Genomic DNA, 24,855 nt, shown 5'->3' with positions numbered 1-24,855 from the left:
GGGGGCTAGACCATGAAGCCGATCGTGCGACCGGCCCATGGGTCAGGCGGCAAGCTTCGCCGCGACTTCGGCGACGCGGCGGCCCTGGTAACGGGCGCCGTCGAGATCGACCTGGCTCGGCTGGCGGCTGCCGTCGCCATCGGCGATCGTGCTGGCGCCGTAAGGCGAATTGCCATGGACTTCCTTGACGCCCATCTGGCCGGCAAAACCATAATCGAGCCCGACGATCGTCAACCCGAAATGCAGCAGGTTGGTGATGATCGAGAACAGGGTCACTTCCTGGCCGCCATGCTGGGTCGCGGTCGAGGTGAACGCCGCGCCGACTTTGCCGTTCAAGGCGCCGCGCATCCACAAGCCGCCGGCCTGGTCGAGGAACGAGGCCATCTGGCTCGACATGCGGCCGAAGCGGGTCGGCGAGCCGACGATGATCGCGTCATATTCGGCGAGCTTGTCGATACCCTCGATCACCGGATGCGAGATGTCCGGCTTGAACCCGGCGGCCTTGGCGACTTCGGCCGGCGCGGTTTCGGGGACGCGGCGGATGTCGACCTCGGCACCGGCGCCGCGCGCGCCTTCGGCGATGGCGTCGGCCATCTGCTCCATATGGCCGTAGGACGAATAATAGAGAACAAGGACCTTGGTCATTGGGGACTCCTTCAGTTGCTTTATGGGAGGCCCCCTCCCCGGGGTCAGGGAGGGGGCTGGGCCGGCGCGTTGGGAGGAACGCCGCGCCGGCTCGGGGGGAATAGGGTGCAGTCTTAGTCTGCGTCGACCAGGACGAGTTCGGCGTCGTCGAGCGCCTTGATCTCGACGGTCTGGCCGCCCGAAATCGCGATGCCGTCTCGCGCCTCGTAGCGCTCACCGTCGATCTCGACCGCGCCGGTGGCGGGGACGAGATAAGCGTGGCGCCCCTCGCCCACCGTGTGACTGACGCTCTCGCCGGCCTTGACGGTGGCGCCCATCACTCGGGCATCGGCGCGGATCGGCAAGGCGCCATCATCCTCGGCGAACCCGCTGGCGAGCGTCACGAACTTGCCCGAGCGATCGTCCTTGGGGAACGGCTTGGCGCCCCAGGACGGCGAGCCGCCGAGCCGCTTGGGCTCGATCCAGATCTGGAACAGCGTGGTCGATTCAGGCTCGAGATTATATTCTGCGTGGCGGACGCCGGTGCCGGCGCTCATCACCTGGACGTCGCCCGCAGCGGTGCGGCCGACATTACCCATCGAATCCTGGTGCGTGATCGCGCCCTTGCGGACATAAGTGATGATTTCCATGTCGCGGTGCGGATGCGGCGGAAAGCCCGAATTCGGGCCGATCTCGTCGTCGTTCCACACGCGGATGGTCCCCCAGCTCATGCGCTTGGGGTCGTAATAATCGGCGAAACTGAAATGATGCCGGGCATTGAGCCAGCCGTGATCGGCATGGCCCAGACTGTCGAAAGCGCGGCGCTCGATACGGGTGGCAATATTGGTGTCGGTCATGAAAACCTCCATTCGTTGCCGCCAAGATAGGCATCACCGGCATCGCGTAAATGGAAACGATTGAAACCGATCGTTTCCTATTATAAGCCATCTTGGTTCACCGGGAGGAATGATGAAGCTACCCGATTTCGAGGCCTGGGCGATCTTCGCGACGGTGGCCGAACACCGCTCGTTCAGCGGCGCAGCCGACGCGCTGGGCGTGTCCAAGGCAACCATATCCAAGGCGATCACCCGGCTCGAACAGTCGCTCGGCACGTCGCTGTTCCACCGCACCTCGCGCCGGCTGACGCTGACGCAGAGCGGCGAGAGTCTCAGCGAGCATGCCCAGCGCATCCTGGCCGAGGGTCAGGCCGCCGAGGAGAGCGCGCACGATGCCGCCGCGGCGCCGGTCGGCCTGATCCGCGTCGCCGCGCCGCTGACGTTCGGCATCCGCCATGTCGCGCCCGTCGTCGCCGATTTCATGGTCGAGCATCCCGGCGTCCATATCGATCTGAGGCTGTCCGACGCGAAGGTCGACATCGTCGCCGAAGGGTTCGACATCGCGCTACGCATCGCCGATCTGCCCGACAGCTCCTTGCGCGCGCGGCGGCTAGCGCCGGTCGAAACGCGCATCGTCGCCTCCCCGCTCTATCTCGACCGGCGCGGACGGCCCAAACATCCGCTCGAACTCGGCGAGCACGACATCTTCGCTTATGCCAACGTCCCCAGTACGACCTGGACCTTTCGTGGGCCGTCGGGCGAGGAAGTCGCGGTGCGGCCCAACGGACGCTTCACCAGCGACAATGGCGACGCCAATTTGCCGCTGCTCCACGCGGGGCTGGGGATCGCGCGCCTGCCCGATTTCATCGTCGACGAGGAAATTGCGGCAGGACGGCTGGAAGCAATTCTCACCGACTGGAAAGGTCCGTCGATCGCGCTTCACCTCGTCACGCCGCCGAGTGCGTTACGGCCCGCTCGCGTAGAACTCCTGATTGAGTTCCTTGCCGCCCGGTTTAAGGAATTATGCGCGTCGCAAACGCGACATTAATCGGCTTGCGAATCACTTTGACACCCCGCGACTCGCGGAGTCAGGCCGGTTAGCGAAGAATTAACCTTTGTCCTTCAGATGTGCTTAGGTTAATGGAATATGTCGAGTGTGGGCGGCCAACGGGGGCAGCTTGCCGCAAGTGACAGGGGGTTTCGCTGATGCGCGTGTTGCTGATCGAGGACGAGCCGACGACGGCCAAGGCCATCGAGCTCATGCTGACGACCGAAGGGTTCAACGTCTATACGACCGACCTTGGCGAAGAAGGTTTGGACCTCGGCAAGCTGTATGATTACGATATCATCCTGCTCGACCTGAACCTGCCGGACATGCACGGTTATGACGTGCTGAAGAAGCTGCGCACCGCGCGGGTCCAGACCCCGGTGCTCATTCTGTCGGGTATTAGCGAGATGGACTCGAAGGTCCGCTCGTTTGGTTTCGGCGCCGACGATTACGTCACCAAGCCATTCCATCGCGAAGAGCTGACCGCGCGCATCCATGCCGTCGTCCGCCGCTCGAAGGGCCATTCGCAATCGGTGATCAAGACCGGCAAGCTGGCGGTGAACCTGGATGCCAAGACCGTTGAGGTCGATGGTGCCCGTGTCCACCTGACCGGCAAGGAATATGCGATGCTCGAGCTGTTGTCGCTCCGCAAGGGCACGACGCTGACCAAGGAAATGTTCCTCAACCATCTCTATGGCGGAATGGACGAGCCCGAACTCAAGATCATCGACGTCTTCATCTGCAAGCTGCGCAAGAAGCTCAGCCTGGCGACCGACGGCGAGAATTACATCGAGACCGTGTGGGGCCGCGGCTATGTGCTGCGCGAGACCGACGAGGTCGAGGCGGCGCAGGTCGCCTGAGCCAAAAAATCAAGGTTAAAAGGGGGATGGGGGTCGTGGCGCCGCAAGGCACCGCGGCCCTCTTCTTGTCGGCAAGGACGGCCGGCGTCCGAGCAAAGTTCACCGTCCGAAAACGCACCGCGCGGGATCGAAAAGCCGAGCCGCCACGGGCGGTCTCGGGCTCACCCTTTCAAATTCGGCCCGAATACGCTAGGTCGCACTCGCTAGAGTCGCATATCGACGGTTTTCGGCGCTGCGGCACCAATCCTTCTTTCCCTGCCCCTTAAGCGGTAAGTCTTCATTCGGAAGACGGAAATCGAAGGAAATATTCATGGCCATCACTGGCACCGTCAAGTTTTTCAATGCCACCAAGGGGTTTGGCTTCATCTCCCCCGACGCCGGCGGCGAAGATTCGTTCGTTCACATCAGCGCGGTCGAGCGCGCCGGCATGGCGACGCTGGAGCAGAACCAGCGCGTGTCGTACGAACTGGAAGCGTCGAAGAATGGCAAGATGGCGGCCTGCAACCTGCAGAACGTCGACTGACGCCAAGTTGATACGGCGGCGCGATCCCGCGCCGCCGCTTTCCCCAAGCCGGAGAACCGCCTTGGCGCAAAATACTTTTCGTGAAAATGCGGCCGTCGCGCAAGCGGAGGCCGATGCGGCGAAGCTGGACAATGTCCGCGATCGCTGCCTGCGGGCTGCGGCGGCATGGGAAGCCATGGCCGAACGCCAGGAACGGGTCGAACGCGCCCGCGCCCAGAACCGACCGGTCGACGCGCTGGTCGATTGACGCCGATGCGGAGCCGCGATCGAGGCGACAATCCGCCCGATCCGCGGCTGCCATCGCACACCGGCCGATAGGACCGAATGCCATTTCAGCGGAGGGACAGACGATCGAACGCGAGTTCAAGTCGGCCGCCGAATTGAAGGGCGAACTGGACTGGGCACTAACCGTGCTGCTCAGCGCCGACGTCACCGGTCGTATCGCGTTTGATGAGCCGGTCCCAGCTCAAGCCGCGACCGCGCAATGCTGCAATTGGGACGTTACTGTCTGCTGCTCGCCCGACGATGACGATGTCGTCCAGGCGGCGATCATGCACGTCGCCGATCGCTGGGATCTGGCCTGACGCTATTGCTCGCGGTTTCTGGCCGGACGGCGCGCGCTCGACGGCAGTCGCACGCGAAGCCGATCGTCGAAGCCGCGCAACAGGCGCCGGCGCTCGCTCGCCGCGCGAAGCAATATCACCAGCATCGTCACCAGGATCGGGACGGCAATCACGATGAAGACAATAGCGAGTGCCTGGTGAGAGACGATGATGGTTCTCCAGCCTGCAAGCGGGAGCACGATCGGTCTCTCAGTCAGCGGCGCTCAAGGGAAACTGCCGCTGATATAGTCTCTTATCACGGCCGGCCGACCCCGGCCAGCAGCGATCCGGTCTTAGAGCGTGATGGCGTGAGTTTGCCCCGTCGTGACGGAGCGGATTTTGGCGCAGGGCGAGGAACGAGGAGGGAGCGATGCATAATGCATCGTGACCGACGAGAGACGCTGCCCTGCGCCAAAAGGCGCCCGCCGCTTTGCGGTTGCCCGGGCGCGCCCGCTGGTCTGCGTCGCGGTCCTTGCGCGTAGCGCCGCTACGCGCTGCACACCGCTCCTTGCCAGCGAACACGCCCGGGCAATCACGACGGGGCAAACTCACGTCATCACGCTCTAACCATCAACTGGCGTCAGCCCGTCTTGCGGACATAGATCTTGGCGCCGCCGATCCAGGTTTCCTCGACCTTGGTCTGGCGCAGGTCGCTCGGGCTCGCCAGCATCGGATCGCGATCGACAATGATGAAGTCGGCGAGTTGGCCGGGCGCGAGGCGGCCGAATTTCTCCTCGGCGAACCCGGCATATGAGCCCCCCTGGGTAAAGGCCCACCACGCCTGTTCGCGCGTCACCTTTTCCTCGGGCCGCCAGCCGCCGAACGGCTCGCCATTGGCGTCCTGGCGCGTGAACGCCGCCGCCCAGCCTGCCCAGGGATCGGGGCTCTCGACCGGATAATCCGACCCGAACGCGAGCGGAACGCCGTTTTTCAGCATCGTCGCCCACGCATAAGCGCCGACCAGCCGGTCCGGACCAAGCCGCGCCTCCGCCATCGCCCGGTCGGACGTCGCGTGGGTCGGCTGCATCGAGGCGATCACCTTCAGGCTGGCAAAGCGCGGCAGATCGGCGGGGTCGACGATCTGGGCATGTTCGATCCGCCAGCGGCGGTCGCCCTTATAGGTGTTCGACATCGCCTCGATCGCGTCGAGCACCTGGCGGTTGGCACGGTCGCCGATCGCGTGGACCGCGACCTGGAACCCGTCCATCGACGCGCGGCTCATATAATTCTGCAGCACGTCGTCGGTCATGAACCCCGCGCCCGACTGACCCGGCGCGTCGCTATAGGGTTTGAGCAGCCAGGCGCCGCGCGAACCGAGCGCGCCATCCGCGAACAGCTTGACCCCGGCCATGCGCAGGCGATCGTTATACAGCCACGGCGTCGGGCCGTTGCCGCCAATCCGGACCGCGGTATCGACACCGAGGCCATAGCTCATGATCCGCACGCGCAGCGCGCCGCGGTCGCCGGAGCGGCGCATCGCCAGCCAGTCGTCCATCGACGTGCCCATGTCCGACGTCGCGGTGATGCCGAAGGCGAGCAGGATCTCCTGCGCTTTCGCCAGCGCGAGGTCGCGCTCCTTGGGCAACGGCTGCGGCACGACCTTTTCGATCAATTGCTGCGCGGCATCGACGAACACGCCAGCGGGCTGGACACCGATCTTCTCGATCCGGCCGCCTGCCGGGCTCGCGGTTTTGGCCGTAACGCCCGCTTCCCTGATCGCCGCGCTATTGGCCCAGCTGGCATGGCCGTCGGCGCGCTCAAGCCAGACCGGGCGATCGCCGACCGCCGTGTCGAGATCGGCCGCGGTCGGGAACCGGCCCAGGCCCCATTTCTCCTGGTTCCAGCCACCACCCAAGATCCATTTCTTCTCGGGATTGGCCTGGGCGTAAGCGGCGATCTTGGCCTTGGCCTCGTCGAGCGTCTTGGTGTCCGACAGATCGAGTTCGAGCGCGCGGAAGCCGAGGTCGATGACATGGCCATGCGCGTCGATGAACCCGGGGAGCAGGGTCCGCCCCTTCTGGTTCGACAGCCAGTCGAGCTTGTCGGGGCGTTTGTCGCCCGACTGAATCAGCTTCTTCACCTTGCCGTCGTTGCCGATCAACACGCCGCTGAAGTGGATCACCCGGCCATCGGCGTCCATCGTGATGCCGTTGACATTGTCGATCAGCCCGTCGGCCAATGCGGGCGTGGCGATCATCGACAGCGCGACGGCCGCCCCCACCAGCTTACGGATCATTCGCGGCCAACTCCCGTTTCTTGCGCTCAAAACGCTGCGCTGCGGCGGGCATAAGCCGTGTTCCCCTGCCGCGCTAGATCGTCTAGGCGAGCCGGCATGACTCTCGCCGAAACGACCGCCGTCATCCCCGTCACGATCGAAGACGTCCGCGCCGCGCATGCGCGCATTCGCGATTCGATCGTCCGCACGCCCACCTTCATCAGCAAGACGCTGAGCGAACTGACTGGCGCGACCGTCTATCTCAAGTTCGAGAACCTCCAATTCACCGCGGCGTATAAGGAGCGCGGCGCGCTCAATACCTTGCTTCAGCTCGACGACGCTGCGCGCGCCAAGGGCGTGATCGCGGCGTCGGCGGGCAATCATGCCCAGGGCCTGGCCTATCACGCGCACCGCCTGGGCATTCCGGCGACGATCGTGATGCCGACCAACACGCCGATCGTGAAGGTGACGCAGACTGAAGGCCATGGTGCCAAGGTCGTGCTTCAGGGCGACACGTTCGACGCGGCCTATGCCCATGCCCGCCAGCTCGAGCAGGAATGCGGCTTCACCTTCGTCCACCCGTTCGACGATGCGCGCGTCATCGCCGGCCAGGGCACGGTCGCGGTCGAGATGCTCGAGGACGTGCCGGCGATCGACACCTTCTTGACTCCGATCGGCGGCGGCGGGCTGATCAGCGGCATGGCGGTGGTCGCCGCCGCGGCGGACCATCCGATCGAAGTGGTCGGGGTCGAAGCCGAGCTCTATCCGTCGATGTACAACCGCATCAACGGCACCCAATATCCGTGCGCGGGCGACACGTTGGCCGAGGGCATCGCGGTCAAGGAACCGGGCGGAATCACCTCGGCGATGGTCCGCGAACTGGTCGACGAAATCGTCCTGGTCGGCGAACGCAGCCTCGAACAGGCGGTCAGCCTGTTGCTGCAAATCGAGAAATCGGTGGTCGAGGGTGCCGGCGCGGCGGGGCTCGCGGCGCTGCTCGAACATCCCGAGCGGTTCAAGGGCAAGACCGTCGGCGTCGTGCTGTGCGGCGGCAATATCGACACGCGCCTGCTCGCCAACGTGCTGCTGCGCGACCTCGCGCGGTCAGGCCGGCTGGCGCGGTTGCGCATCCGATTGCAGGACCAGCCCGGCGCGCTGTTCAACGTCGTCCGCATCTTCAGCGACCAGCGCGTCAACATCATCGAAGTCTATCACCAGCGCGTGTTCACCACCCTGCCCGCCAAGGGGCTGATCACCGACATCGAGTGCGAAGCGCGGGATCGTGCGCATCTCGACCGGCTGGTGGCGGCGCTGAAGGCTGCGGATTACGAGGTGACGCCGGTGGAACTGGCCTGAGGGTGGGCCGGGCGCGGTAGCTAGCGTCTGCTATTGGGCCGTTGCACGAACCCGTTAAACGGGCATTGGGCTGTCGAAAAGATGCAGCACTCCGTTCGGTCCAGCCGGAAAGCTCCATTGGCTTCATCAACGCATCGACCTCGCTGGCCTGACTGCGAAGCACCGTCGAACGGGCGGCCTCTAATGCCTTCGCAGCGTCGGTTACGTACTACTACGTAGTGCTTGTAGCCGGATTGGAGCGTAGGCCCTCGGCGCAAGAAATATTCTCATTTGATCCGGTCGCGCGATCAACTGTTGGCGCGGACGGATGACGATATCCAGCGCCCACCAAGGTGTCACGGGTGGCCTGTCCAAATCCCGCGAGTAGGGGGACGCCGCCATGGCCGACTACACTTCACAATTCTCGCTTCGTCGTCTCTGGATCATCCTCGCGGTCGGCATGGCGATCATGTTTGGAGCGCTGCTCTATTTCGGCGCGCAAATCTATCATTCGAAGCCGCCGATGCCCGGCGCGGTCCGCTCGGCGTCGGGGGAAATTCTCTACTCCGGCGAGGAAGTCCAGCGCGGGCAAAGCGTATGGCAATCGACCGGCGGAATGCAGCAGGGCTCGATCTGGGGCCACGGCGGCTACGTCGCGCCCGACTGGAGCGCCGACTGGCTTCATCGCGAGGCCGTCGCGTTGCGTGAGCGCATCGCAGGAACCGATTTCAACGCAATGTCGGAGCCCGAACAGGCGCGCGTCGGCGCGATCCTGAAGCGCGAAATGCGCACCAATGGCTATGATCCGCAAACCACGGCGATCACTGTCAGCGATCAGCGCGCCGCCGCGATCAAGGCGACCGCGGCGCATTTTGAGGACCTGTTCACCAACCGCACGCCGGCCGACCAGCATCTGCGCGAGCTTTATGCCATGCCGCAGCACGCGATCCTCACCAAGGACGAAGCGCATGCGCTGAGCGGGTTCATCTTCTGGACGGCATGGGCAACCGCCGCCGAACGTCCAGGCGACACTATCAGCTACACCAGCAATTGGCCGCACGAGCCGCTTGTCGGCAACACGCCGACCGGGGCGATCTTCCTGTGGAGCTTCCTGTCGATCTTCGTGCTGCTCGGCTCGATCGGTGCGTTGGTCTGGTACTATGCCCGCGAGTTCGACGTCTGGCGGCGCGACCTCGAACCGCTCGAAGGCTTCGCCACAACCGACGCGCTGGCGACGATTACGCTCACCCCGTCGATGCGCGCGACCGCCAAATATTTCTTCGTCGTCACCGCGCTTCTCCTGACACAGGTCCTGCTTGGCATTGTCACCGCGCACTACGCGGTCGAGGGTCAGGGTCTCTACGGCCTGCCGATGGCCGAATATTTCCCCTATGCGCTAACCCGAACCTGGCACACGCAGCTCGCAGTATTATGGATCGCGACGGCTTGGCTCGCCACCGGCCTCTACGTCGCTCCACTGCTTGGCGGCCGCGAGCCCAAATTCCAACGATTTGGCGTCAACTTCCTGTTCGTCAGCTTGCTCGTCATCGTGATCGGGTCTTTTGCCGGCGAATGGGCGGCAATCAACCGCCAGATGGACACCGGCGCCACCAATTTCTGGTTTGGCCATCAGGGCTATGAGTATCTCGATCTCGGCCGCTTCTGGCAGATCTATCTTTTCGTCGGACTGCTGCTCTGGACCGTGCTGGTGCTGCGCGGTGTCTGGCCCGCGCTCAAAGAGAAAGGCGGCACGTCGCTCGTCTTTCTTGTCGTCATCTCCACCGTCTCGATCGGCCTCTTGTTCGGCGCAGGGCTGCTCTATGGCGAACGCACCCACATCTCGATCATGGAATATTGGCGCTGGTGGGTCGTCCATCTGTGGGTCGAGGGCATCTTCGAGGTGTTCGCGACTGCGATCGTCTCGGCGCTGTTCGTGAAGATGGGGCTGGTCCGTATGTCGGTGGCGGCAACCTCCGTGCTGTTCGCAACGGTGATCTTTCTCGGCGGCGGCGTGCTCGGCACCTTCCACCACCTATATTTCAGCGGAACGCCGACTGCGGTGATCGCGCTCGGCGCGGTATTCTCCGCGCTCGAAGTGGTGCCGCTCGTCGTGGTCGGGTTCGAGGCCTATAATCGTGCCAAGGTCGAGCATCAGCAGGAATGGCAGACCGTCTATCACTGGCCGTTCGCCTTCTTCGCGAGCGTGTTGGTGTGGAATATGATCGGCGCCGGCATGTTCGGCTTCTTCATCAATCCGCCGATCGCGCTCTATTACATGCAGGGCCTGAACACGACCGCCACGCACGCCCATGCTGCCTTGTTCGGCGTCTACGGCATGCTCGGAATTGGCCTGATGCTGTTCTGCATGCGCGGACTGTCCGATCCGTCGCGCTGGAGCAACCGGCTGCTCAAGACCTCGTTCTGGTGTCTCAACATCGGCCTTGCGATGATGGTGTTCCTGTCGCTGTTCCCGCAGGGCCTGTACCAGACTTACCTCAGCTACACCGAATATTATGCCTACGCCCGAAGCGCCGAGGTGATCCATAGCCCCCTCATGCAGGCCTTGGTCTGGGCTCGTGTGCCCGGCGATCTCGTCTTCACGGTCGGGGTGGTCGCTTTCGCGATCTTCATGGTGAAGGCCCTGTTCTTGCGCGGCGGCCGTGAGGCAGCCGTCGCTTCGGAATAAGGGGTGACGACGACACGGGGAGAGCGGATGCTTGCGCTTCGGCGCGCGCGGATGGCGGCGTCGCCGCCATTCCTGCGCGGTGGCTTCCGGCCGTTCTTCTTCCTGGGCGCGCTCTGGGCGGTCGTGGCACTGGCGCTTTGGCTTCTCGTGCTGTGGGGCGTGCCGGCTCTTCCCACGGCATTCCCGCCCCTCGCCTGGCACCGGCACGAGATGCTGTTCGGTTTCGTCGGTGCGGTCGTCGCAGGTTTCCTGCTGACCGCGATTCCGAACTGGACGGGCCGGCTGCCGATCGCCGGGTTGCCGCTCGCCGGACTTGCCGGGCTATGGGCAGCGGCGAGGCTGGCGGTGCTGTTCTCAGCCGTTACCGGCCCGGCCGTCGCGGCGTTGCTCGATATCGGATTCTATCTCGTGCTCGCCGGGTTCGCTGCCCGTGAGGTCCTTGCGGCGAAAAACCGCAATCTCCCTCTCGTCGGCATTGTCCTCCTGCTCGGCGTCGCCAACTCGATCGATCACGCAGCTGCGCTCGGGCTCCTGTCCGACCCCGACATCGGCGCCCGCGCCGCGATCGCCCTCATCGTCATGATGATCTCGTTGGTCGGCGGGCGGATCGTCCCGTCCTTCACACGCAACTGGATGACCAAACAGGGGATGACCGAGCGGCTGCCGTCGCAACCCACGCGCTTTGACATGCTCGTCCTCGGCGTGAGCGGCATCGCGCTTCTGGCGTGGGTGGCGCTTCCGGACTCGCCGCCTGCCGGCTGGCTCCTGGTCGGCGCGGGACTGTTGCAGACGCTCAGGCTCTCGCGATGGGGCGGACTCAGGTCCGCGCGCGATCCGCTCGTCCTCATCCTTCACGTCGGATATCTTTGGGTGCCGGTGGGTCTGTCGCTGCTCGGCGTCAGCATTCTGGACGTTTCGATTCCGCGATCGGCGGCGATTCATGCCCTTACTGCCGGCGCAATGTCGACAATGATTTTGGCCGTCATGACCAGGGCAACTTTGGGCCACACGGGCCGCGCTCTTGTCGCCACCAAGCCAACAATCCTCCTCTACTGCCTGGTGACCCTGGGCGCGGTTCTTCGCGTTACCGCCGGACTTGGTCTGATCGACTATGCAATCGGCAGGGACGCCGCGGCGGTGGCGTGGGCAACCGCGTTCGTCCTGTATCTTGCGACATATGGCCCGATGCTGTTCGGGGCGCGGCCGGGCGAAGAAAACGCCTGATACAAACGCCTCGGCTGACGCTGCCCGGCGCATCATGGATCCGCCCCTCAGCACAATGAGGCATTTTTGGCTGACCTAGCCGATAGCCTCTTCCGGGCGCTGTTCCGTCAGATGCAGCCAGACGCCAAGCGCCATCAGCAGTCCGGCGCCGAGAAGCGACCAGCTCCAGGCTTCGCGCAAAAGGAGCAGGCTGAGCACCGCGCCGAGGAACGGCGCCGTCGAGAAATAGGCGCCGGTCCGTGCCGCGCCGACCTGGCGCAATGCCAGTACGAACAGCACCAGACTGATCCCATAACCGAATAGCCCGATCAGGCCGGAGAGCGCGATCGAACCCGCGGATGGCAAGGTAGCGCCGGCGATCAGGGCAAGGCTGACGTTCACGATGCCGGCGATCAAGCCTTTCACCGCCGCCAGCGCCGGTGCATCGGCGTGCGAAATCCGCGACGTGCAATTGTTGTCGATTGCCCAGCAGAGACAGGCCGCACCAATCGCGAGCGCGCCGCCGACCATTGCCCGACCCGATCCTCCACCGAGCGACAGCAACGCCGCCCCGGCGACGATCGCTATCATGCCGAGGCCGATACGGAGGTTGAACGGCTCTCGAAAGACGACCCAGGCGATCAGCGCGGTAAACACCCCCTCCAGCGTCAACAGCAACGATGCCGCCGATCCGGTCACCGTCGTCAGCCCCAGCATCAGCAGCGCCGGCCCGACCATGCCGCCGAACACCACAGCCGCCGCCAGCCAAGGCAAGTCGGTCCGCTTGAACATCCAGCCCGTCTGTCCGCTTGCGATGCGAAAGATGGTGAGGCCGATTCCCGAGCCGAGATACAGCAAGCCCGCGAGCATCAAGGGATCGATACCTGACACCACCGCCTTGGCGGCGGGAGTGGAGGCGCCGAACAAGGCAGCGGCGGCGATCGCCAGCAATCCACCTCTGCGTATGTCGCCCAGCGCGAACGGCCTGGTCACAGATATTTGGCCAGGGTCGCGATACGCGCCAATTCCGCTCGGCCGGCGTCGGTCAGCGGTCCGGTCGCGGTTTCCAGATGATGCTCGATATGGTCGATGACCAGCACCTTCTTTGCCGCCTCGAGCGCGCTGATCACTGCCTGCATCTGTTGCGCGATGTCGAGGCCCTCGCGGCCGGTCTCGACCATATCGATGATCGTGGCCAAGTGACCGTGGGCGCGGCGCAGCCGGTTGAGAAGTTTTGGATCGTTGGCGTGGGACATCGCGCGGGCATATCCTCCCCGGGGGGATATGGCCAGTCTCGATAGCGGTTCATTCGGGCCCGACGAAGCGTCGCGATTCGAAGAGGTCAGTGCGTCTTCAGCACCCACAAAGCGGCCGACGTGCTGCCGCGTGCGGGGATAGCGACGATCAGCGAGCGAAGTTCTGGCACGAACAGACCGGTACGCGCGCCGGGTGCGGTCGCGACGCGCACGATCTGGCTATCGGCGTGCGTCGTCGACGAGACATCGACATGACCCGCGCCGCAGACGAGGAGGAACCGGTCGCCATCGACGAATAGATCGTCCGCATCGCCACACCCCGGTCGGGTCGACACCACCTCCCCTGCCATCGACCGCACCTGAAGCGCCGCCGGCAGGCGGTAGGCGAGCGCGAACCAGCCGCCGTCCGGGCCGATAGCGAGCGGGAAGTTCAGATTTCGCATTCCCGTCGACCAGGTCGCGGTCACCGTCCCGGCGTCGATATCGGCGGCGACGATCGATCCGCGATCAGGGATGTTGATGAGCGCCGTCCCACCGGCCAGCCGAAACCCCTCGGGGTGTCCGGCGAGCTTGAGCGTGGACAGCAGGCGATGCGTCGCAGGGTCGATCACCGCGAGCGCACCGCCGCCGTAACCGACGATGACGTGACCATTGCGGGCATCGACCCGGACATTGTCGGCATCGTCGCCCAAGTTCAGCACGGCCATTTCGCGCCGATCGGCTGCGCTGTAGAAATGTACCGATCCATCACCACACGCGACGACAAGCTGTCCATCGCTGAGGACGGCAACGCCCTGCGGCTCGTGCAGGCCGGTGATCCGGCCCAAGACCCTGCCGTTCTCCAGATCCACGGCGTCAACCGTGCCGTTGGCATATTCCGCAACGAACACCTGCATGTGCGGCAGGTCGATCGCGAGATGGTCGATGCGTCCGGCGACGCCCGGCAGCTTCACTGTCCGCTCGAGCCGCAAGGGCGACGACGGATCATTCGCCGACACGGTTCGGGGCGACGCATGGCAAGCGCTTGACATCGCCAGCCCTGCCATCATCGCCGCGAGCCTGAACATGCTTTCCATGCCGGACCGTTCACGCCGCCTTGGCGAAGCGCGCATCGGCCGACGCCCAGTTCGTCGTCGCCATGAAAGCGTCGACATAGGCGGCCGCCTTCGCGCCATAGTCCATAGCATAAGCATGCTCGTACATATCGAGCGCGAGGATCGGCGTGCTACCGGCCAACGTCATTGTGTGGTCGGCCGCCCATTGGTTGACCAGCCGGTTGTCGCGGTGGCTGTAGGTCAGCAGCACCCATCCGGAACCGCCACCTAGTGCCTTGCCCAGGCCCGCAAACTCGGCCCGCCAGCGCGCATCGCTTCCGAAATCGCGCTCGATCGCAGCGGCCAGCTTCGCGCCGGGTTTCGACGGTGAACCCAGGCCGGCGAAATACAGCTCATGCAGGATCATCGAATTCCAGGCGATCAACTCCTCGCGTTTGAGCCCGTTGATCTGGAACCCCGGCGCCGTTGCCGGGTCGAGCGCCGCGACTTGCCCGGTGATCGCGCCGATCCGCTTGACCGCGCCGACATAATTGTTGTCGTGATGGCTGGTGAGCAACTTCTCGGAGAATCCTGTGATGCTCTTGGGATCGAACGGCAGTGGCAGCGCCTGCGGCGCATAGCCCACCGCGATCGGCGGGGCGGCAGCAGCACCCGCGGGCAGGATGGCGGCACCGACCGACAGCAGCGCGCCGACGGTCAGCAGGTCACGGCGGTCGAGACGAGCATCAGTCATGACATCGCTCCTGGACGAAAGGCCGAAAGGAGGCCCGATCAACGATCACCGGACGATCCCCGCGAGGTTCAGCGCGATGCCGATTGCGGACGCCGCGCCGAGGGTGGTGAAGATGCCGATCTTGAACCGGAACACCGCGAGGATCGCGAGCGCGGCAAGCGCCGCTGCCCAGGGATCGATGCTCGCGACCAATGGCGCGTCGAAATGGATCGGTCCCGCGGTAACCGGCACGGTGCCGCGAAAGATCGTGTGGATCGCGAACCAGATCGCGAGGTTCAGGATGACGCCGACCACCGCCGCGGTGATCGCCGAGAGCGCGCCGGACAGCGCGACATTGCCGCGCAGCCGCTCGATGAACGGCGCGCCGAGGAATATCCACAGGAAGCAGGGGATGAACGTCACCCAGGTCGCGAGCAGACCGCCGAGCGTGCCGGCGAGCAGCGGCGGGAGCATCCCGGGATGCCGATAGGCGCCGATGAAACCGACGAACTGGAGCACCATGATCAGCGGACCCGGCGTCGTCTCCGCCATGCCGAGTCCGTCGAGCATCTCCTTCGCGGTCAGCCAGTGATAGGCGTCGACCGCTTGCTGCGCGACATAAGCGAGCACCGCATAGGCGCCGCCGAAAGTGACGACCGCCATCGTCGAAAAGAATGTCGCGATCTTGGTGAAGACGTCGCCCGGTCCGAACAGCAGCAGCAAGGCGACGACCGGCGCCAGCCACAGCACCAGCCAGATCGACGCTTGCCGCAACGACTGGCCAAGCGTCGGATTGGCGTGTGCCGGCAATTCCTCGCCCAGCAGCGTCTCCGCGTCGGGCACGATTGTTCCCTTGCTCGCGCCATGGCCGCCGCCGACCAGAAAGGCGGCGATGCCGGCGCGGCTGCCAACATAGCCGATCAGTCCGGCGCCGAGCACGATCACCGGGAACGGCACGTTGAGGAAGAAAATGAGGATGAAGGCACTGCCTGCCAACGCGCGCATCGCATTGTTCTTGAGCGCACGGCTGCCGATCCGCACCACCGCCTGCAGCACGACCGCGAGCACCGCGCATTTGAGGCCGAAGAACAGTCCGGCGACCAGCCCGACATGGCCGTAAAGCACGTAGATCCAGCTCAGCGCCATGATCGCCACCACGCCCGGCAGCACGAACAGGCCACCGGCGACGATCCCGCCCTTCGTCCGGTGCATCAGCCAGCCGATATAGGTGGCGAGCTGCTGCGCTTCGGGGCCGGGCAGCAGCATGCAATAATTGAGCGCATGCAGGAACCGGTGCTCGCCGATCCAGCGCTTCTCCTCGACCAGGATGCGGTGCATGATCGCGATTTGTCCGGCGGGGCCGCCGAAGGACAAGGCGGCGATGCGCAGCCAGACCCAGAAGGCCTCGCCGAGCGACACCGGCGCCGGGCGGGTCACGGGCGTCTCTGCGGCGAGTGCGGCCGCGGTCATGCCGGGGCCTTGCCGCGCGAGACCTTGGACTGGTGCGACACCCAATCGTGAGTCTCGTGCGTGGCGTCGCGGCACCAGCGAAACAGCGCATCATAGACCAGCATTCCGGCCTCGAGCTGCGCCAGGTCATCGGAATACATGCGCGATAAGCCGAGCGAGATTGCCAGCAGCCCCGCGGCCTGCGGCACCAATTCCGGATGCCCGGTATCAGCACCGCGCACGATCTCTGCCAGTCGAGCGAGGCCAGGCAGGCTTTGCAGATCGAACCGCTCGACCATCACGTCGAACGTGCAGCGCTCGCCATCATGGCTCCAGATCACGCCGTCGCCCTCGATATCGAACGGCGCCGCCCCGAAGCGCTCGGCGACCCCTGCGACTTCCGACGGGCTGACGAACAGGAACACAGCCTGCGGATCGACGAAGCGGCGGATCAACCACGGGCACGCGATGCGATCGACCTTGGGGCGCGCCCGTGTCACCCAGAGCGTGCGGCCCTGGCCGTCGCGCTTCGGCAACACCGCATCGGGGATCATCGGCAGCTCGGCGGTTGCCCAGCCGGCTATGCCGCCGTCGAGGATTTCGGCGGCGATTCCCTCGTGCCGCAGCCATGCCGCGACCCCCTCGCTGAGCTCCCGTCCGTGCTGGCCGCTGACCACAATGCCGCGCCCTGCGAATTCGCGCGCCCAGTCGGTGACGGCGGCGTGGTCCCGTCGCAGCGCGCCGGGCAGATGGCGCGGGTCGGCGACAAAGTTGTCGGCCGTCCGGACGTCGATAATGGCCGGGCAGTTCGGCGTGCCGATCAGCCGCGCAAGTTTGTCGGGAGTGATCGCATTGATGGCAGGCATGGCGCGTCCTTCGAAAGAATCGGGACGCGATACTTCAGCATGCCGCCTCGTGGGGAGATCGCCGACCCCATGACCATATTGAGCAATGTCGCCGTTCGATTGTCAATGACGAAGGTCAGGTCGCCAGGCCGCCGCGCATCATGTTGGCGACGGTACGGAACACGGCGTCAGCCAGCACGCCCGGTTCTTCGTACAACATTTCGTCCGCGCCAAAGCCGAGTTCGATGGTGAGGCGGATATACAGCCACAGATCCTCGCGACTCATGTGCGGAAGGTGCGGCGCATAAGCCTCGACCAGCTTGCCGGTGACATAACGGTGCGAGTCGATGCGGACATGGGCAAGCCGGGGCGAGCCGTGGAGCGCGCGCAGGATCCACACCGCTCCCGGTTCAGCGCGCGTCACGGCCGCATTCTCCCGCAACAACTCCTCGATATTGTCCTGCAGATCGTCGAGCCCCTTGCCGGCATGGCGCGCGATCCACGCCTCGAGCACGGTGTTCTGGCGCTCCATCAATCGCAGCCCCAGTGCCTCCAGCACCGAATATTTGTCCTTGAAGTAGCGATACAGGGCGGGGGGCGTGAGGCCGGCGCGCGCGCAGATCAGATTGGTCGATATGCGCTCGATTCCGACCTCGGCGAGCAATTCCCCCGCCACGTCGAGCAGCAGTTCATAGGTTTGCTGCGCGCGCTCCTGTTTGGGGAGCGGGCGTGGACTATCGCTGGGAGGCACGATCATGTCAGGCCTTGATCGATGGCGGTGGCGCGATGGACCAGCTCATCGCGCGGCCTGTCCGGTTCCGTCGTCCTCGGTGCATGCGCCCTTCAGGCTCAGGATATAGTCGTAGATCAACGTGACGCCTTCCTGATGCTCGAGGTCGCGGCCCAGCTCGGGCATCATCACGCCGGGATCGGTGCTGGCGAGGCGATAGGGCAGGATCGAGCGCTCGGGATGGCCGGGCACGACGTCGAACGGCCGGTCTCCGGTACCGCGCCCGGCCGCGACCGGCGGCTTGCACATGCCGAGCAGGCGCGGGTCGATCGTCGCCGCGTCGAGCCATAGCCCCGAGGTGCGCGCCGCGCCGGTCGGATTGTGACAATGGCTGCAATTGATATCGAGATAGGCACGCGCACGATCGACCAGGTCGATCTTGAGGTCCTGCCAGTTGGCATTGCGTGGCACGGCGCCGGCGGGCACGCCGGTCAGATAGCCCATCGCGACCAGCCGCTTCAGCTGGTCGATCGCGCCACCTTCACCGGGAAAGTCGCGGTTGAGGTGGCGCGCTTTCAGCCCGATCGGCTCGACCGCGCGGGTGCGGAAGTCCTGGACATGGCAACCCGCGCACTGATTCTGGTTCGGCACGGAATAGTCGAACGACACCTTCTTCCCGCCCTCATCGAGCGTCAGCGCGATATCGGCACCGGTCCGCGCCAACGTAGCGTCGCGGCCGTCGGTATCCCAGATATACGGCAGGGCGACCCAGCCGGTCGCGCGCCGGACCAGCAATCGAGTCTCGATCAGGCGGACGTGGCGGAGGTCGAGGCCTGCTACGCCGGTCTGATACGTCGCCGGGGTCATCTTGACGACAGTGTCGCTGGTCTGCGGATCGGTCGCGCTCGCCGGGGCGGTATAATAGAAGGTCTTGGTGACGATCGTCCCGACCGGAAAGTCGAAAGCGGTATCCGGCCGATAGGCGGCGTGCACCCCCTTGGGCATCCAGATCGTCCGCCATTTCTGGGCATAATCGCTGAACAGCGGCGTCTGCAGTTCGTAGGTCACCATCCCCGCGTGCGGGGCGATGCGACCATCGGCCAATGTAAACAGGCCCCAGGCCGACAGCTTTTCCGGATTGTCGTCGGCATGGAAAGTCACGGCCCGCGGCGCATGGCCGCAGGCCGCGAGCAGCAGCGCCGCGCAGAACGAGACGACGAGGCGAACGATCATGACTTGGTGCCGCTGTCCTTCGTCATCGCGTCAGGCAGGACGATCGCGGGCAGACGGGCCGGCGGCGCGCAATTGCGCCCGGTATCGATCCGCGCCCCGGCGAATTTGGACGGGCCATCGGCGTTGAGCGTCTTCGCCGCGCCATTCTGGACGCAGATGCCCGGATCCTTGATCTTCGGGTTGGTGAAGCCGTCCCACAAGACATCGGGCAACCGCCCGCCATTCACGGCCTTGAGCGGGACGAGCGTCGGATTGCCCGGATCTTCGCCCCCGCCCGAAAAGCGGTTGCCGGTGACATAGATATTCTCCGGATACGGATCGTACGCCGCCGCAATGCCGCGCTTGGTATCGAATCCGGTCGAATAATAGCTCGAGATCAGGACGTTGGCGGTCTTGTTGTCCTTGATGTCGTTATCGAAAATCTCGACCTGGTCGTTGGAATTGACGATCACCCCGGATCCCGCCGGCACCGAGCTGACCGCACTGCCCTTCGCACCGAAATTGGCGTGATTGTTGGCGACGACCTGGTTCTTGAAGACGCGGGTCTTGCTGCCCGGCACCGGCAGATTGGGCATGTTGAACACCAATATGCCGCCGGCATTGCCGGTGGCGGTGTTGCCATAGACATCGGCATTGTTCGAATTCTCGATCTCGATTCCGGCGACATTGCCCTCGGCACGATTGTCGCGGACGATGATGTTGTTCGATTGCCCGACATAGATGCCGGCGTCGGATGCCCCCTTCACCACACTGCCTTCGATCAGCACGTTGGTGACCTGCACCGGATAAAGGCCATAGGCGCCGTTCGATGTCTTGCCGCCGCCGGTCCATTCGGCGCGAACCCGGCGGATCACGGTGTTCTTGACGCCGTTGACCTTGAGCGCGTCGCCCTTGGTGTCCTCGAACGCCAGATCCTCGATCGTGAAGTCGTTGCCGGTGACCAGCATGCCTTCGGCACCCGAACTCTGTCTGGCGAAGGACAGGATGGTCTTGCCCATTCCGGCGCCGCGGACCGTGACGCCGTCCACCGTCAGGCTGAGGCTGCGGCTCAGCGCATATTTACCGGGCGGGATGTCGATCACGCTGCCCGGTTTGGCGTCGAGCAGCTTCTGTTGCAGGTTCTTCTCGAAATCGGGATCGACGGTGAAGCCCTGCTGGTCGATTTTCGGTCCGCAGCCGCTCATCAGCGCAAGCATCGCGACGCAGCCGGCGAGCGCAATTCCTTTGGTCATCATCCTCTCCCGTTCGATCAGAATTTGAGTCCGAGCTCGATGCCGTAAAAGCCGGGCTGGTCCCGCCGGACATAGGGCGTCTGGAACGTGTCCGCGGTTATCGTATTCAAGGTGCGCAGATATTTTTCGTTGAGCAGGTTCTCGGCGAACAAAGCGATCGAATAACGCTCACCGGGGGAGCGCCAGCCGATCTTGGCGTTGACGATGTTGCGCGGTGCCCACAGCTTGTCGATCTTCGACAAATCCACGCCTGCGCCGCCCGCCGCGACGGGCGTCGCGATGAACGCGTTGATCGCGCGCGCCGCATCGTTGAGTCGCTGGCGCGAGGTATAGCTGTAGCTGGCATCGCCGAAGATCGTGCCGTTGCCAGTGTCGTGCTTGTAGTGCAGCCCGATGATGCCGCGGAACACCGGCTCGCCGGTCGGCTGGCCCGATATGTCGATGCCCTGTTCGACCCGCTTGACCCATTTGGACTCGATCAGTCCGGCGGTGCCGGTGATCGAGAAATCGCGCGAGACCACGAATTGCGTGTCGAGATCGAGGCCGTACGCCTCGGAGTCGCCCGACAGCGTGATATATTGCGGAACCGCGCCGCCGGTATTCTCCAGGCTGAGCGCCTGGCGGTTGCTGTATTTGAAATAATAGCCGGAGAGGTTGAACCGCACATGGCGGTCGAACAGTTCGGACTTGATGCCGCCCTCGAAATTCCAGACCTTTTCCGGCTCGAAGAAGGAATTGACCTGGACCGAGTTGAACCCGCCGGCCTTGTAACCGCGCGAGGCCGAGGCATAGAGGTGGACGTCGGGGGTCGCATCAAATTGCACGACGAAGCGCGGCGAGACGTCGTTGAAGGCTGCCCGGCGCGTGAACTGCACGCCCTCCAGCGCGCCTTCGTCGAAAATCAGGCCGTTCGGGCCGATCGTCGCACCGAAGAAATCGGACACGCTGAACAGGCCGTCATCGGGAAAGGCCGGCACGCCGAGGATCGCGTTGTAGAGCGCGCCAGGCGCCTTGATCGCATCGAGCCCAGGTGCGGAGAACGGGCCGTTGAACCAGCTGAATTTCTTCAGGTCATGCGTATAGCGAATGCCAGCGGTCAGGCTCAATCGCGGCGTCACTTTGAAGGTCGCGTCGCCGAACACCGCATAGCTGTCGTTGGCCGCTCGGTTGCTCATCGTCTCCTGAAAGGTGTTACCGAAAACCGGCAGACCGACGCTGTCGAGGATCGAGAAGATCGGGAATTGGCCTGCGGTCGCGTCGCTGATCAGCCGGTTTACCGAATCGGTCAGCGCCGTCACGATGCTCTGCTGGCGGCCGCGCTCGTGATAATAGCTGGCCCCGGCGATCGCGCTGATCCGGTCGCTTTCATAGCCCAGCCGCACTTCCTGATAGAGGCTGGAATTCCGTTCGGCATTCTCGGTGTCGAGATAGCGGGTGGGATCGTTGGTCCCGTCCTCATCCTCCCGATTGTGCGTCTCGAAATGTTTGAACGAGCTGATGCTGGTCAAGGTGAACGCGCCCATCCGCTGGGTCGCGGTCAACGAGACCCCGTTCAGGATGCGGGTTTCCTTGTTGCCGATCACGTCGTTGGCGAACGGGCCGAACGGATCCTTGCTCAGCGCAAAGGCGCTGATCCCGACCGCGGCCGGGCCATCCTTGTTGGTATCGTCATGATCATAAGCGAGGACGAAATCGGTATTGGCGCTCGGCGCCCAGCGCAGCGCGACCCGCCCCGAACTGCTATCCTCCCGCTCGCGATCGTCATGGGTGACCGCGTCCTTCATAAAGCCATTGCGGCGATTGATCACGCCGTCGACGCGCAAATACAAAGTGTCGGTGATCGGCACATTGCCCATCACGTCGAGCTTGGTCTTGGCATAATTGCCGAACTGCGCCGTGGCGGTCATTTCCGGCTCGGGCGACGGCTTGTTGGTGATGATCGAGATCGCGCCGGCGGAGGTGTTGCGGCCGAACAGCGTCCCCTGCGGCCCCTTCAGCACCTCGACCCGGTTGATGTCGTTGAAGAAGATCAGCGACGATCCCGAGCGGCCGGAATAGATGCCGTCGATAAAAATGCCGACCGACGGGTCAGTGCCGATCCCGAAATCGTCGGTCGAAACCCCGCGAATGGTGAAGCTGGGTTGCGTCACCGACGAATCGTTGATCGTCAGACCCGGCGTGAAATTGTCGAGATCGCCGATCGATTCGGCGCTGAGCGCCTTGATATTGGCGGCACTGAAAGCGGCAACGCTGATCGGGACGGTTTGCAGCGACTGTTCGCGGCGCTGGGCAGTGATGATGATGTCGCCCAGTTGCCCGGAATTGTCGGCGGCCGCAGCCGGGGGCGTCTGCGCCTGGGCGGGGTCCGGCTGCGGTGCCGGGGCGGTTTGCGCGCCCGCCGCTATCGACCACAACATCGCAGTTCCCGCCAGCAGACCTCTTTCGATCACGCTCTTCATGGGCTCTCCTCCCGCTATTTTTGCGGATTGGAGGTCATAATAAAATGATAGTCAAGGCTATATTATACGGCTTCGCGGTCTGTATTTGAGGAAGGCCATGCCGGCCCAGATCGCATTGCTGCCTCCAATGAGAGCGGCCTATCCTCCGCTCGTGCCACCGAGCACCAGTCGTGCGCCGAGCGTGCCACAAGGCTCGAATACCTCCATTGACTCGTAAATCTACATATGTTGTATTGACCTCGGCGGTTGGGCTGGCGATCGAACGCCTGCTGATTTTACAGATGGCGGACGCACATTTTCGCCGAGGCTCCGCCGGGCACGTCGCTCGTCTGGCTTTGGAAATTTTGCACTTCAGCATGGGAATTGAACCCGGGTCTCGCCGCCCGGCGATGGACGTGGCCGCTCACTGATAGGGGAAAAGACAATGCGCAGAGACCACCGGTTCACATTGCTCGGCGCGGTTATCGTTGCGGTGCTCGCGAGTCCCGCGGCCGCGCAACCGGACCGATGCCCGGCTCCGGCCGAGGCCGCGGGCGGACCGAGCAACGTCCATACCCGCAACGTAGAAGCGAACTTGCGGCCGCCGGTCATCACACCGGGCGACAAACCGTTCAGCCTTGCCGAGCGGATGCGCCAATATGACGTGCCCGGACTCAGCGTCGCGGTGATCCATAACGGCAAGCTCGCCTGGGCGCGCGGCTGGGGCTTTCGCGATACTGCGAGTTGCGCGCCGATCACGCCGGAGACCGCGTTCCAGGCGGCATCGATCAGCAAGGTCGCGACGGCGATGGTGGCTCTGCGGCTGGTCGAGCAGGGCAAGATCGGGCTCGACCGAAACATCAACGACGCGCTTCGTTCATGGCAGCTGCCAAAGGATCCGAAGCTGGCGCCCAACGGCATCACCCTTCGCGAATTGCTGAGTCATACAGCCGGACTCGGGGTTCATGGTTTCGCCGGCTATTTACCGGGCGCGCCGCTGCCGACGCCGATCCAGATCCTGGACGGCGCGTCGCCCAGCAACAGCGAGCCAGTGCGCAGCGTGCTGCCGGCCGGCGGACAATATCAATATTCCGGCGGCGGCTACGTGCTGACGCAACTCGCCCTTTCCGACGTGAGTGGAATTCCCTTCGCCGAACTGGCCGACCGCGAGTTGCTGCGCCCGCTTGGCATGACGCGCAGTGCATATGCGCAACCACCTTCGGCAACGATCCGCGCCGACATGGCATTCGGTCACGCCAATGGCGTGCCGATCCCCGGTAACTACCATGTCTACCCCGAACAGGGACCGGCAGGATTGTGGACCAGCGCGAGTGACCTCGCGCGATTGCTGATGGACGTTCAAGCTTCCGCCGCGGGCAAAAAGGGGCACCGCCTTTCGCCCGCCATGACGCGTGAGATGCTGACGCCGGTCAAAGACAATTGGGGACTCGGCACCGCGCTATACACGACCGGCGCCGCGCGATTTGGCCATGACGGCGTGAACGAAGGCTTCCAATCCTTCATGATTGCCTATGTCGGCAAGGGCGAAGGCATCGTCGCGCTGACCAACGGAGGCCAGGGCCGGCGGCTGATGGACGAAGTCGTTCGCGCCGTCGCGACCGACTATGGCTGGACGGATATTGCGGCGCCGGCGACCGAGGAGAAAATGTTATCGTTCGCTGAGCTCTCCAAAGCTGCCGGGTATTTCCAGGGGCCCGGGCTCTCGGTCGTTCTGGAAGCGCGGCCGGAGGGACTGTTTGCGTATACCGGCGGCCCCACCCCCGAACGTCTGATCGCACTGTCCAGCACGCGTTTCCTGTCGACCGCCATGGGCGTCACCGCCGAGTTCGCTCCCGATTATTCGAGCTTCACCTTCGTCGAAGGTGGCCCACCGATCAAGCTGGTCCGCTCAAAGGCAGCGCCACCTGTGACGAAACCGGATGGATCGTAAACGGAAATAGGTGACTCAGCGG

23 protein-coding genes are annotated in these 24,855 nt (G+C 64.3%); 9 read left to right on the top strand and 14 right to left on the bottom strand.

All coding sequences use genetic code 11. From position 1 onward, the window contains the following. Positions 1-42: 42 nt before the first annotated feature. Positions 43-645: an NAD(P)H:quinone oxidoreductase gene (wrbA, locus tag AC1DRD_RS02445; RefSeq protein WP_478027778.1), complete on the bottom strand. Its 603-nt coding sequence runs from the start codon at positions 643-645 to the stop codon at positions 43-45. A gap of 113 nt (positions 646-758) precedes the next feature. Beyond that, positions 759-1,481: a pirin family protein gene (locus AC1DRD_RS02440; RefSeq protein WP_066805806.1), complete on the bottom strand. Its 723-nt coding sequence runs from the start codon at positions 1,479-1,481 to the stop codon at positions 759-761. A gap of 112 nt (positions 1,482-1,593) precedes the next feature. On the opposite strand from AC1DRD_RS02440, the gene AC1DRD_RS02435 reads away from it, so the two are divergent. The 5 genes from AC1DRD_RS02435 to AC1DRD_RS02415 all read left to right on the top strand — a co-directional run bounded on the left by AC1DRD_RS02435 (position 1,594) and on the right by AC1DRD_RS02415 (position 4,475). Continuing rightward, positions 1,594-2,508 carry a LysR family transcriptional regulator gene (locus AC1DRD_RS02435; RefSeq protein ID WP_478027776.1) on the top strand — a complete coding sequence of 305 codons (915 nt, stop codon included), beginning with the start codon at positions 1,594-1,596 and terminating at the stop codon, positions 2,506-2,508. 158 nt (positions 2,509-2,666) lie between these two features. Beyond that, on the top strand, positions 2,667-3,368 hold the full coding sequence (gene ctrA, locus AC1DRD_RS02430) for a response regulator transcription factor CtrA (RefSeq protein ID WP_478027775.1): 702 nt from the start codon (positions 2,667-2,669) through the stop codon (positions 3,366-3,368). A gap of 310 nt (positions 3,369-3,678) precedes the next feature. Beyond that, a complete protein-coding gene (locus tag AC1DRD_RS02425; protein ID WP_478027774.1) occupies positions 3,679-3,891 on the top strand; it encodes a cold-shock protein in 213 nt (70 codons plus the stop codon). A 61-nt stretch (positions 3,892-3,952) separates the two neighbouring features. Continuing rightward, positions 3,953-4,138, top strand: a complete 186-nt coding sequence (locus AC1DRD_RS02420) for a hypothetical protein (protein ID WP_478027773.1) — start codon at positions 3,953-3,955, stop codon at positions 4,136-4,138. 133 nt (positions 4,139-4,271) lie between these two features. Then, positions 4,272-4,475 carry a hypothetical protein gene (locus AC1DRD_RS02415; protein ID WP_478040065.1) on the top strand — a complete coding sequence of 68 codons (204 nt, stop codon included), beginning with the start codon at positions 4,272-4,274 and terminating at the stop codon, positions 4,473-4,475. A 2-nt stretch (positions 4,476-4,477) separates the two neighbouring features. Here the strand turns inward: AC1DRD_RS02415 and AC1DRD_RS02410 are convergent, their stop codons facing one another. Next, entirely contained in the window at positions 4,478-4,693 is a 216-nt protein-coding gene (locus tag AC1DRD_RS02410; RefSeq protein WP_478027771.1) for a hypothetical protein, read from the bottom strand. A 380-nt stretch (positions 4,694-5,073) separates the two neighbouring features. After that, on the bottom strand, positions 5,074-6,729 hold the full coding sequence (locus AC1DRD_RS02405; protein ID WP_478027770.1) for an amidohydrolase: 1,656 nt from the start codon (positions 6,727-6,729) through the stop codon (positions 5,074-5,076). A 96-nt stretch (positions 6,730-6,825) separates the two neighbouring features. Between AC1DRD_RS02405 and AC1DRD_RS02400 the strand changes: the two genes are divergently transcribed. The 3 genes from AC1DRD_RS02400 (at position 6,826) to AC1DRD_RS02390 (ending at position 11,953) form a co-directional block, all read left to right on the top strand. Continuing rightward, positions 6,826-8,064 (top strand): threonine ammonia-lyase, encoded by a 1,239-nt coding sequence (locus tag AC1DRD_RS02400; protein WP_478040063.1) that lies wholly within the window; start codon positions 6,826-6,828, stop codon positions 8,062-8,064. A gap of 379 nt (positions 8,065-8,443) precedes the next feature. Then, entirely contained in the window at positions 8,444-10,729 is a 2,286-nt protein-coding gene (locus tag AC1DRD_RS02395; RefSeq protein WP_478040061.1) for a nitric-oxide reductase large subunit, read from the top strand. Positions 10,730-10,780: 51 nt separating this feature from the next. Next, positions 10,781-11,953 (top strand): NnrS family protein, encoded by a 1,173-nt coding sequence (locus AC1DRD_RS02390; protein WP_478040060.1) that lies wholly within the window; start codon positions 10,781-10,783, stop codon positions 11,951-11,953. Positions 11,954-12,028: 75 nt separating this feature from the next. On the opposite strand, the gene AC1DRD_RS02385 is transcribed toward AC1DRD_RS02390, so the two are convergent. From AC1DRD_RS02385 to AC1DRD_RS02340, 10 genes are all read right to left on the bottom strand, one after another. Next, positions 12,029-12,925 (bottom strand): DMT family transporter, encoded by an 897-nt coding sequence (locus AC1DRD_RS02385; RefSeq protein ID WP_478027766.1) that lies wholly within the window; start codon positions 12,923-12,925, stop codon positions 12,029-12,031. Next, positions 12,922-13,188: a metal-sensing transcriptional repressor gene (locus tag AC1DRD_RS02380; RefSeq protein ID WP_478040058.1), complete on the bottom strand. Its 267-nt coding sequence runs from the start codon at positions 13,186-13,188 to the stop codon at positions 12,922-12,924. Before AC1DRD_RS02380 ends, AC1DRD_RS02385 begins: the two co-directional genes overlap by 4 nt. Before the next feature lie 86 nt (positions 13,189-13,274). Continuing rightward, the gene (locus AC1DRD_RS02375; RefSeq protein ID WP_478040056.1) at positions 13,275-14,264 is read right to left on the bottom strand and encodes a YncE family protein; all 990 of its coding nucleotides are present in this window, start codon (positions 14,262-14,264) and stop codon (positions 13,275-13,277) included. Positions 14,265-14,274: 10 nt separating this feature from the next. Next, positions 14,275-14,976: a superoxide dismutase gene (locus AC1DRD_RS02370; RefSeq protein ID WP_478040054.1), complete on the bottom strand. Its 702-nt coding sequence runs from the start codon at positions 14,974-14,976 to the stop codon at positions 14,275-14,277. Positions 14,977-15,021: 45 nt separating this feature from the next. Then, positions 15,022-16,425: a chromate efflux transporter gene (chrA, locus tag AC1DRD_RS02365; protein ID WP_478040053.1), complete on the bottom strand. Its 1,404-nt coding sequence runs from the start codon at positions 16,423-16,425 to the stop codon at positions 15,022-15,024. Continuing rightward, complete coding sequence (locus AC1DRD_RS02360) at positions 16,422-17,270, bottom strand: chromate resistance protein ChrB domain-containing protein (protein WP_478040051.1); 849 nt, start codon at positions 17,268-17,270, stop codon at positions 16,422-16,424. The genes chrA and AC1DRD_RS02360 overlap by 4 nt, the downstream gene beginning before the upstream one ends. A 115-nt stretch (positions 17,271-17,385) precedes the next feature. Next, entirely contained in the window at positions 17,386-18,006 is a 621-nt protein-coding gene (locus AC1DRD_RS02355; RefSeq protein WP_478040049.1) for a TetR/AcrR family transcriptional regulator, read from the bottom strand. 39 nt (positions 18,007-18,045) lie between these two features. Then, positions 18,046-19,212: an SO2930 family diheme c-type cytochrome gene (locus AC1DRD_RS02350; RefSeq protein ID WP_478040047.1), complete on the bottom strand. Its 1,167-nt coding sequence runs from the start codon at positions 19,210-19,212 to the stop codon at positions 18,046-18,048. Next, entirely contained in the window at positions 19,209-20,444 is a 1,236-nt protein-coding gene (locus tag AC1DRD_RS02345) for a parallel beta-helix domain-containing protein (RefSeq protein ID WP_478040046.1), read from the bottom strand. The genes AC1DRD_RS02350 and AC1DRD_RS02345 overlap by 4 nt, the downstream gene beginning before the upstream one ends. Positions 20,445-20,461: 17 nt before the next feature. Next, the gene (locus AC1DRD_RS02340) at positions 20,462-22,903 is read right to left on the bottom strand and encodes a TonB-dependent receptor (RefSeq protein ID WP_478040044.1); all 2,442 of its coding nucleotides are present in this window, start codon (positions 22,901-22,903) and stop codon (positions 20,462-20,464) included. Between the two features lie 424 nt (positions 22,904-23,327). On the opposite strand from AC1DRD_RS02340, the gene AC1DRD_RS02335 reads away from it, so the two are divergent. Further along, complete coding sequence (locus AC1DRD_RS02335) at positions 23,328-24,833, top strand: serine hydrolase domain-containing protein (protein WP_478040042.1); 1,506 nt, start codon at positions 23,328-23,330, stop codon at positions 24,831-24,833. Positions 24,834-24,855 lie beyond the last annotated feature (22 nt).

The sequence above is a fragment of the Sphingomonas sp. P4_G2 genome (assembly GCF_056401155.1).
The sequence above is the reverse complement of the archived record's forward strand: the minus strand, read 5'-3'. Positions and strand labels throughout refer to the sequence as shown.

Bases quoted from the DNA above. Each gene is read 5' to 3' on its own strand.
- wrbA (WP_478027778.1), bottom strand. From the start codon at position 645: ATGACCAAGGTCCTTGTTCTCTATTATTCGTCCTACGGCCATATGGAG.
- AC1DRD_RS02440 (WP_066805806.1), bottom strand. From the start codon at position 1,481: ATGACCGACACCAATATTGCCACCCGTATCGAGCGCCGCGCTTTCGAC.
- AC1DRD_RS02435 (WP_478027776.1), top strand. From the start codon at position 1,594: ATGAAGCTACCCGATTTCGAGGCCTGGGCGATCTTCGCGACGGTGGCC.
- ctrA (WP_478027775.1), top strand. From the start codon at position 2,667: ATGCGCGTGTTGCTGATCGAGGACGAGCCGACGACGGCCAAGGCCATC.
- AC1DRD_RS02425 (WP_478027774.1), top strand. From the start codon at position 3,679: ATGGCCATCACTGGCACCGTCAAGTTTTTCAATGCCACCAAGGGGTTT.
- AC1DRD_RS02405 (WP_478027770.1), bottom strand. From the start codon at position 6,729: ATGATCCGTAAGCTGGTGGGGGCGGCCGTCGCGCTGTCGATGATCGCC.
- AC1DRD_RS02400 (WP_478040063.1), top strand. From the start codon at position 6,826: ATGACTCTCGCCGAAACGACCGCCGTCATCCCCGTCACGATCGAAGAC.
- AC1DRD_RS02395 (WP_478040061.1), top strand. From the start codon at position 8,444: ATGGCCGACTACACTTCACAATTCTCGCTTCGTCGTCTCTGGATCATC.
- AC1DRD_RS02390 (WP_478040060.1), top strand. From the start codon at position 10,781: ATGGCGGCGTCGCCGCCATTCCTGCGCGGTGGCTTCCGGCCGTTCTTC.
- AC1DRD_RS02380 (WP_478040058.1), bottom strand. From the start codon at position 13,188: ATGTCCCACGCCAACGATCCAAAACTTCTCAACCGGCTGCGCCGCGCC.
- AC1DRD_RS02375 (WP_478040056.1), bottom strand. From the start codon at position 14,264: ATGGAAAGCATGTTCAGGCTCGCGGCGATGATGGCAGGGCTGGCGATG.
- AC1DRD_RS02370 (WP_478040054.1), bottom strand. From the start codon at position 14,976: ATGACTGATGCTCGTCTCGACCGCCGTGACCTGCTGACCGTCGGCGCG.
- chrA (WP_478040053.1), bottom strand. From the start codon at position 16,425: ATGACCGCGGCCGCACTCGCCGCAGAGACGCCCGTGACCCGCCCGGCG.
- AC1DRD_RS02360 (WP_478040051.1), bottom strand. From the start codon at position 17,270: ATGCCTGCCATCAATGCGATCACTCCCGACAAACTTGCGCGGCTGATC.
- AC1DRD_RS02355 (WP_478040049.1), bottom strand. From the start codon at position 18,006: ATGATCGTGCCTCCCAGCGATAGTCCACGCCCGCTCCCCAAACAGGAG.
- AC1DRD_RS02350 (WP_478040047.1), bottom strand. From the start codon at position 19,212: ATGATCGTTCGCCTCGTCGTCTCGTTCTGCGCGGCGCTGCTGCTCGCG.
- AC1DRD_RS02345 (WP_478040046.1), bottom strand. From the start codon at position 20,444: ATGACCAAAGGAATTGCGCTCGCCGGCTGCGTCGCGATGCTTGCGCTG.
- AC1DRD_RS02340 (WP_478040044.1), bottom strand. From the start codon at position 22,903: ATGAAGAGCGTGATCGAAAGAGGTCTGCTGGCGGGAACTGCGATGTTG.
- AC1DRD_RS02335 (WP_478040042.1), top strand. From the start codon at position 23,328: ATGCGCAGAGACCACCGGTTCACATTGCTCGGCGCGGTTATCGTTGCG.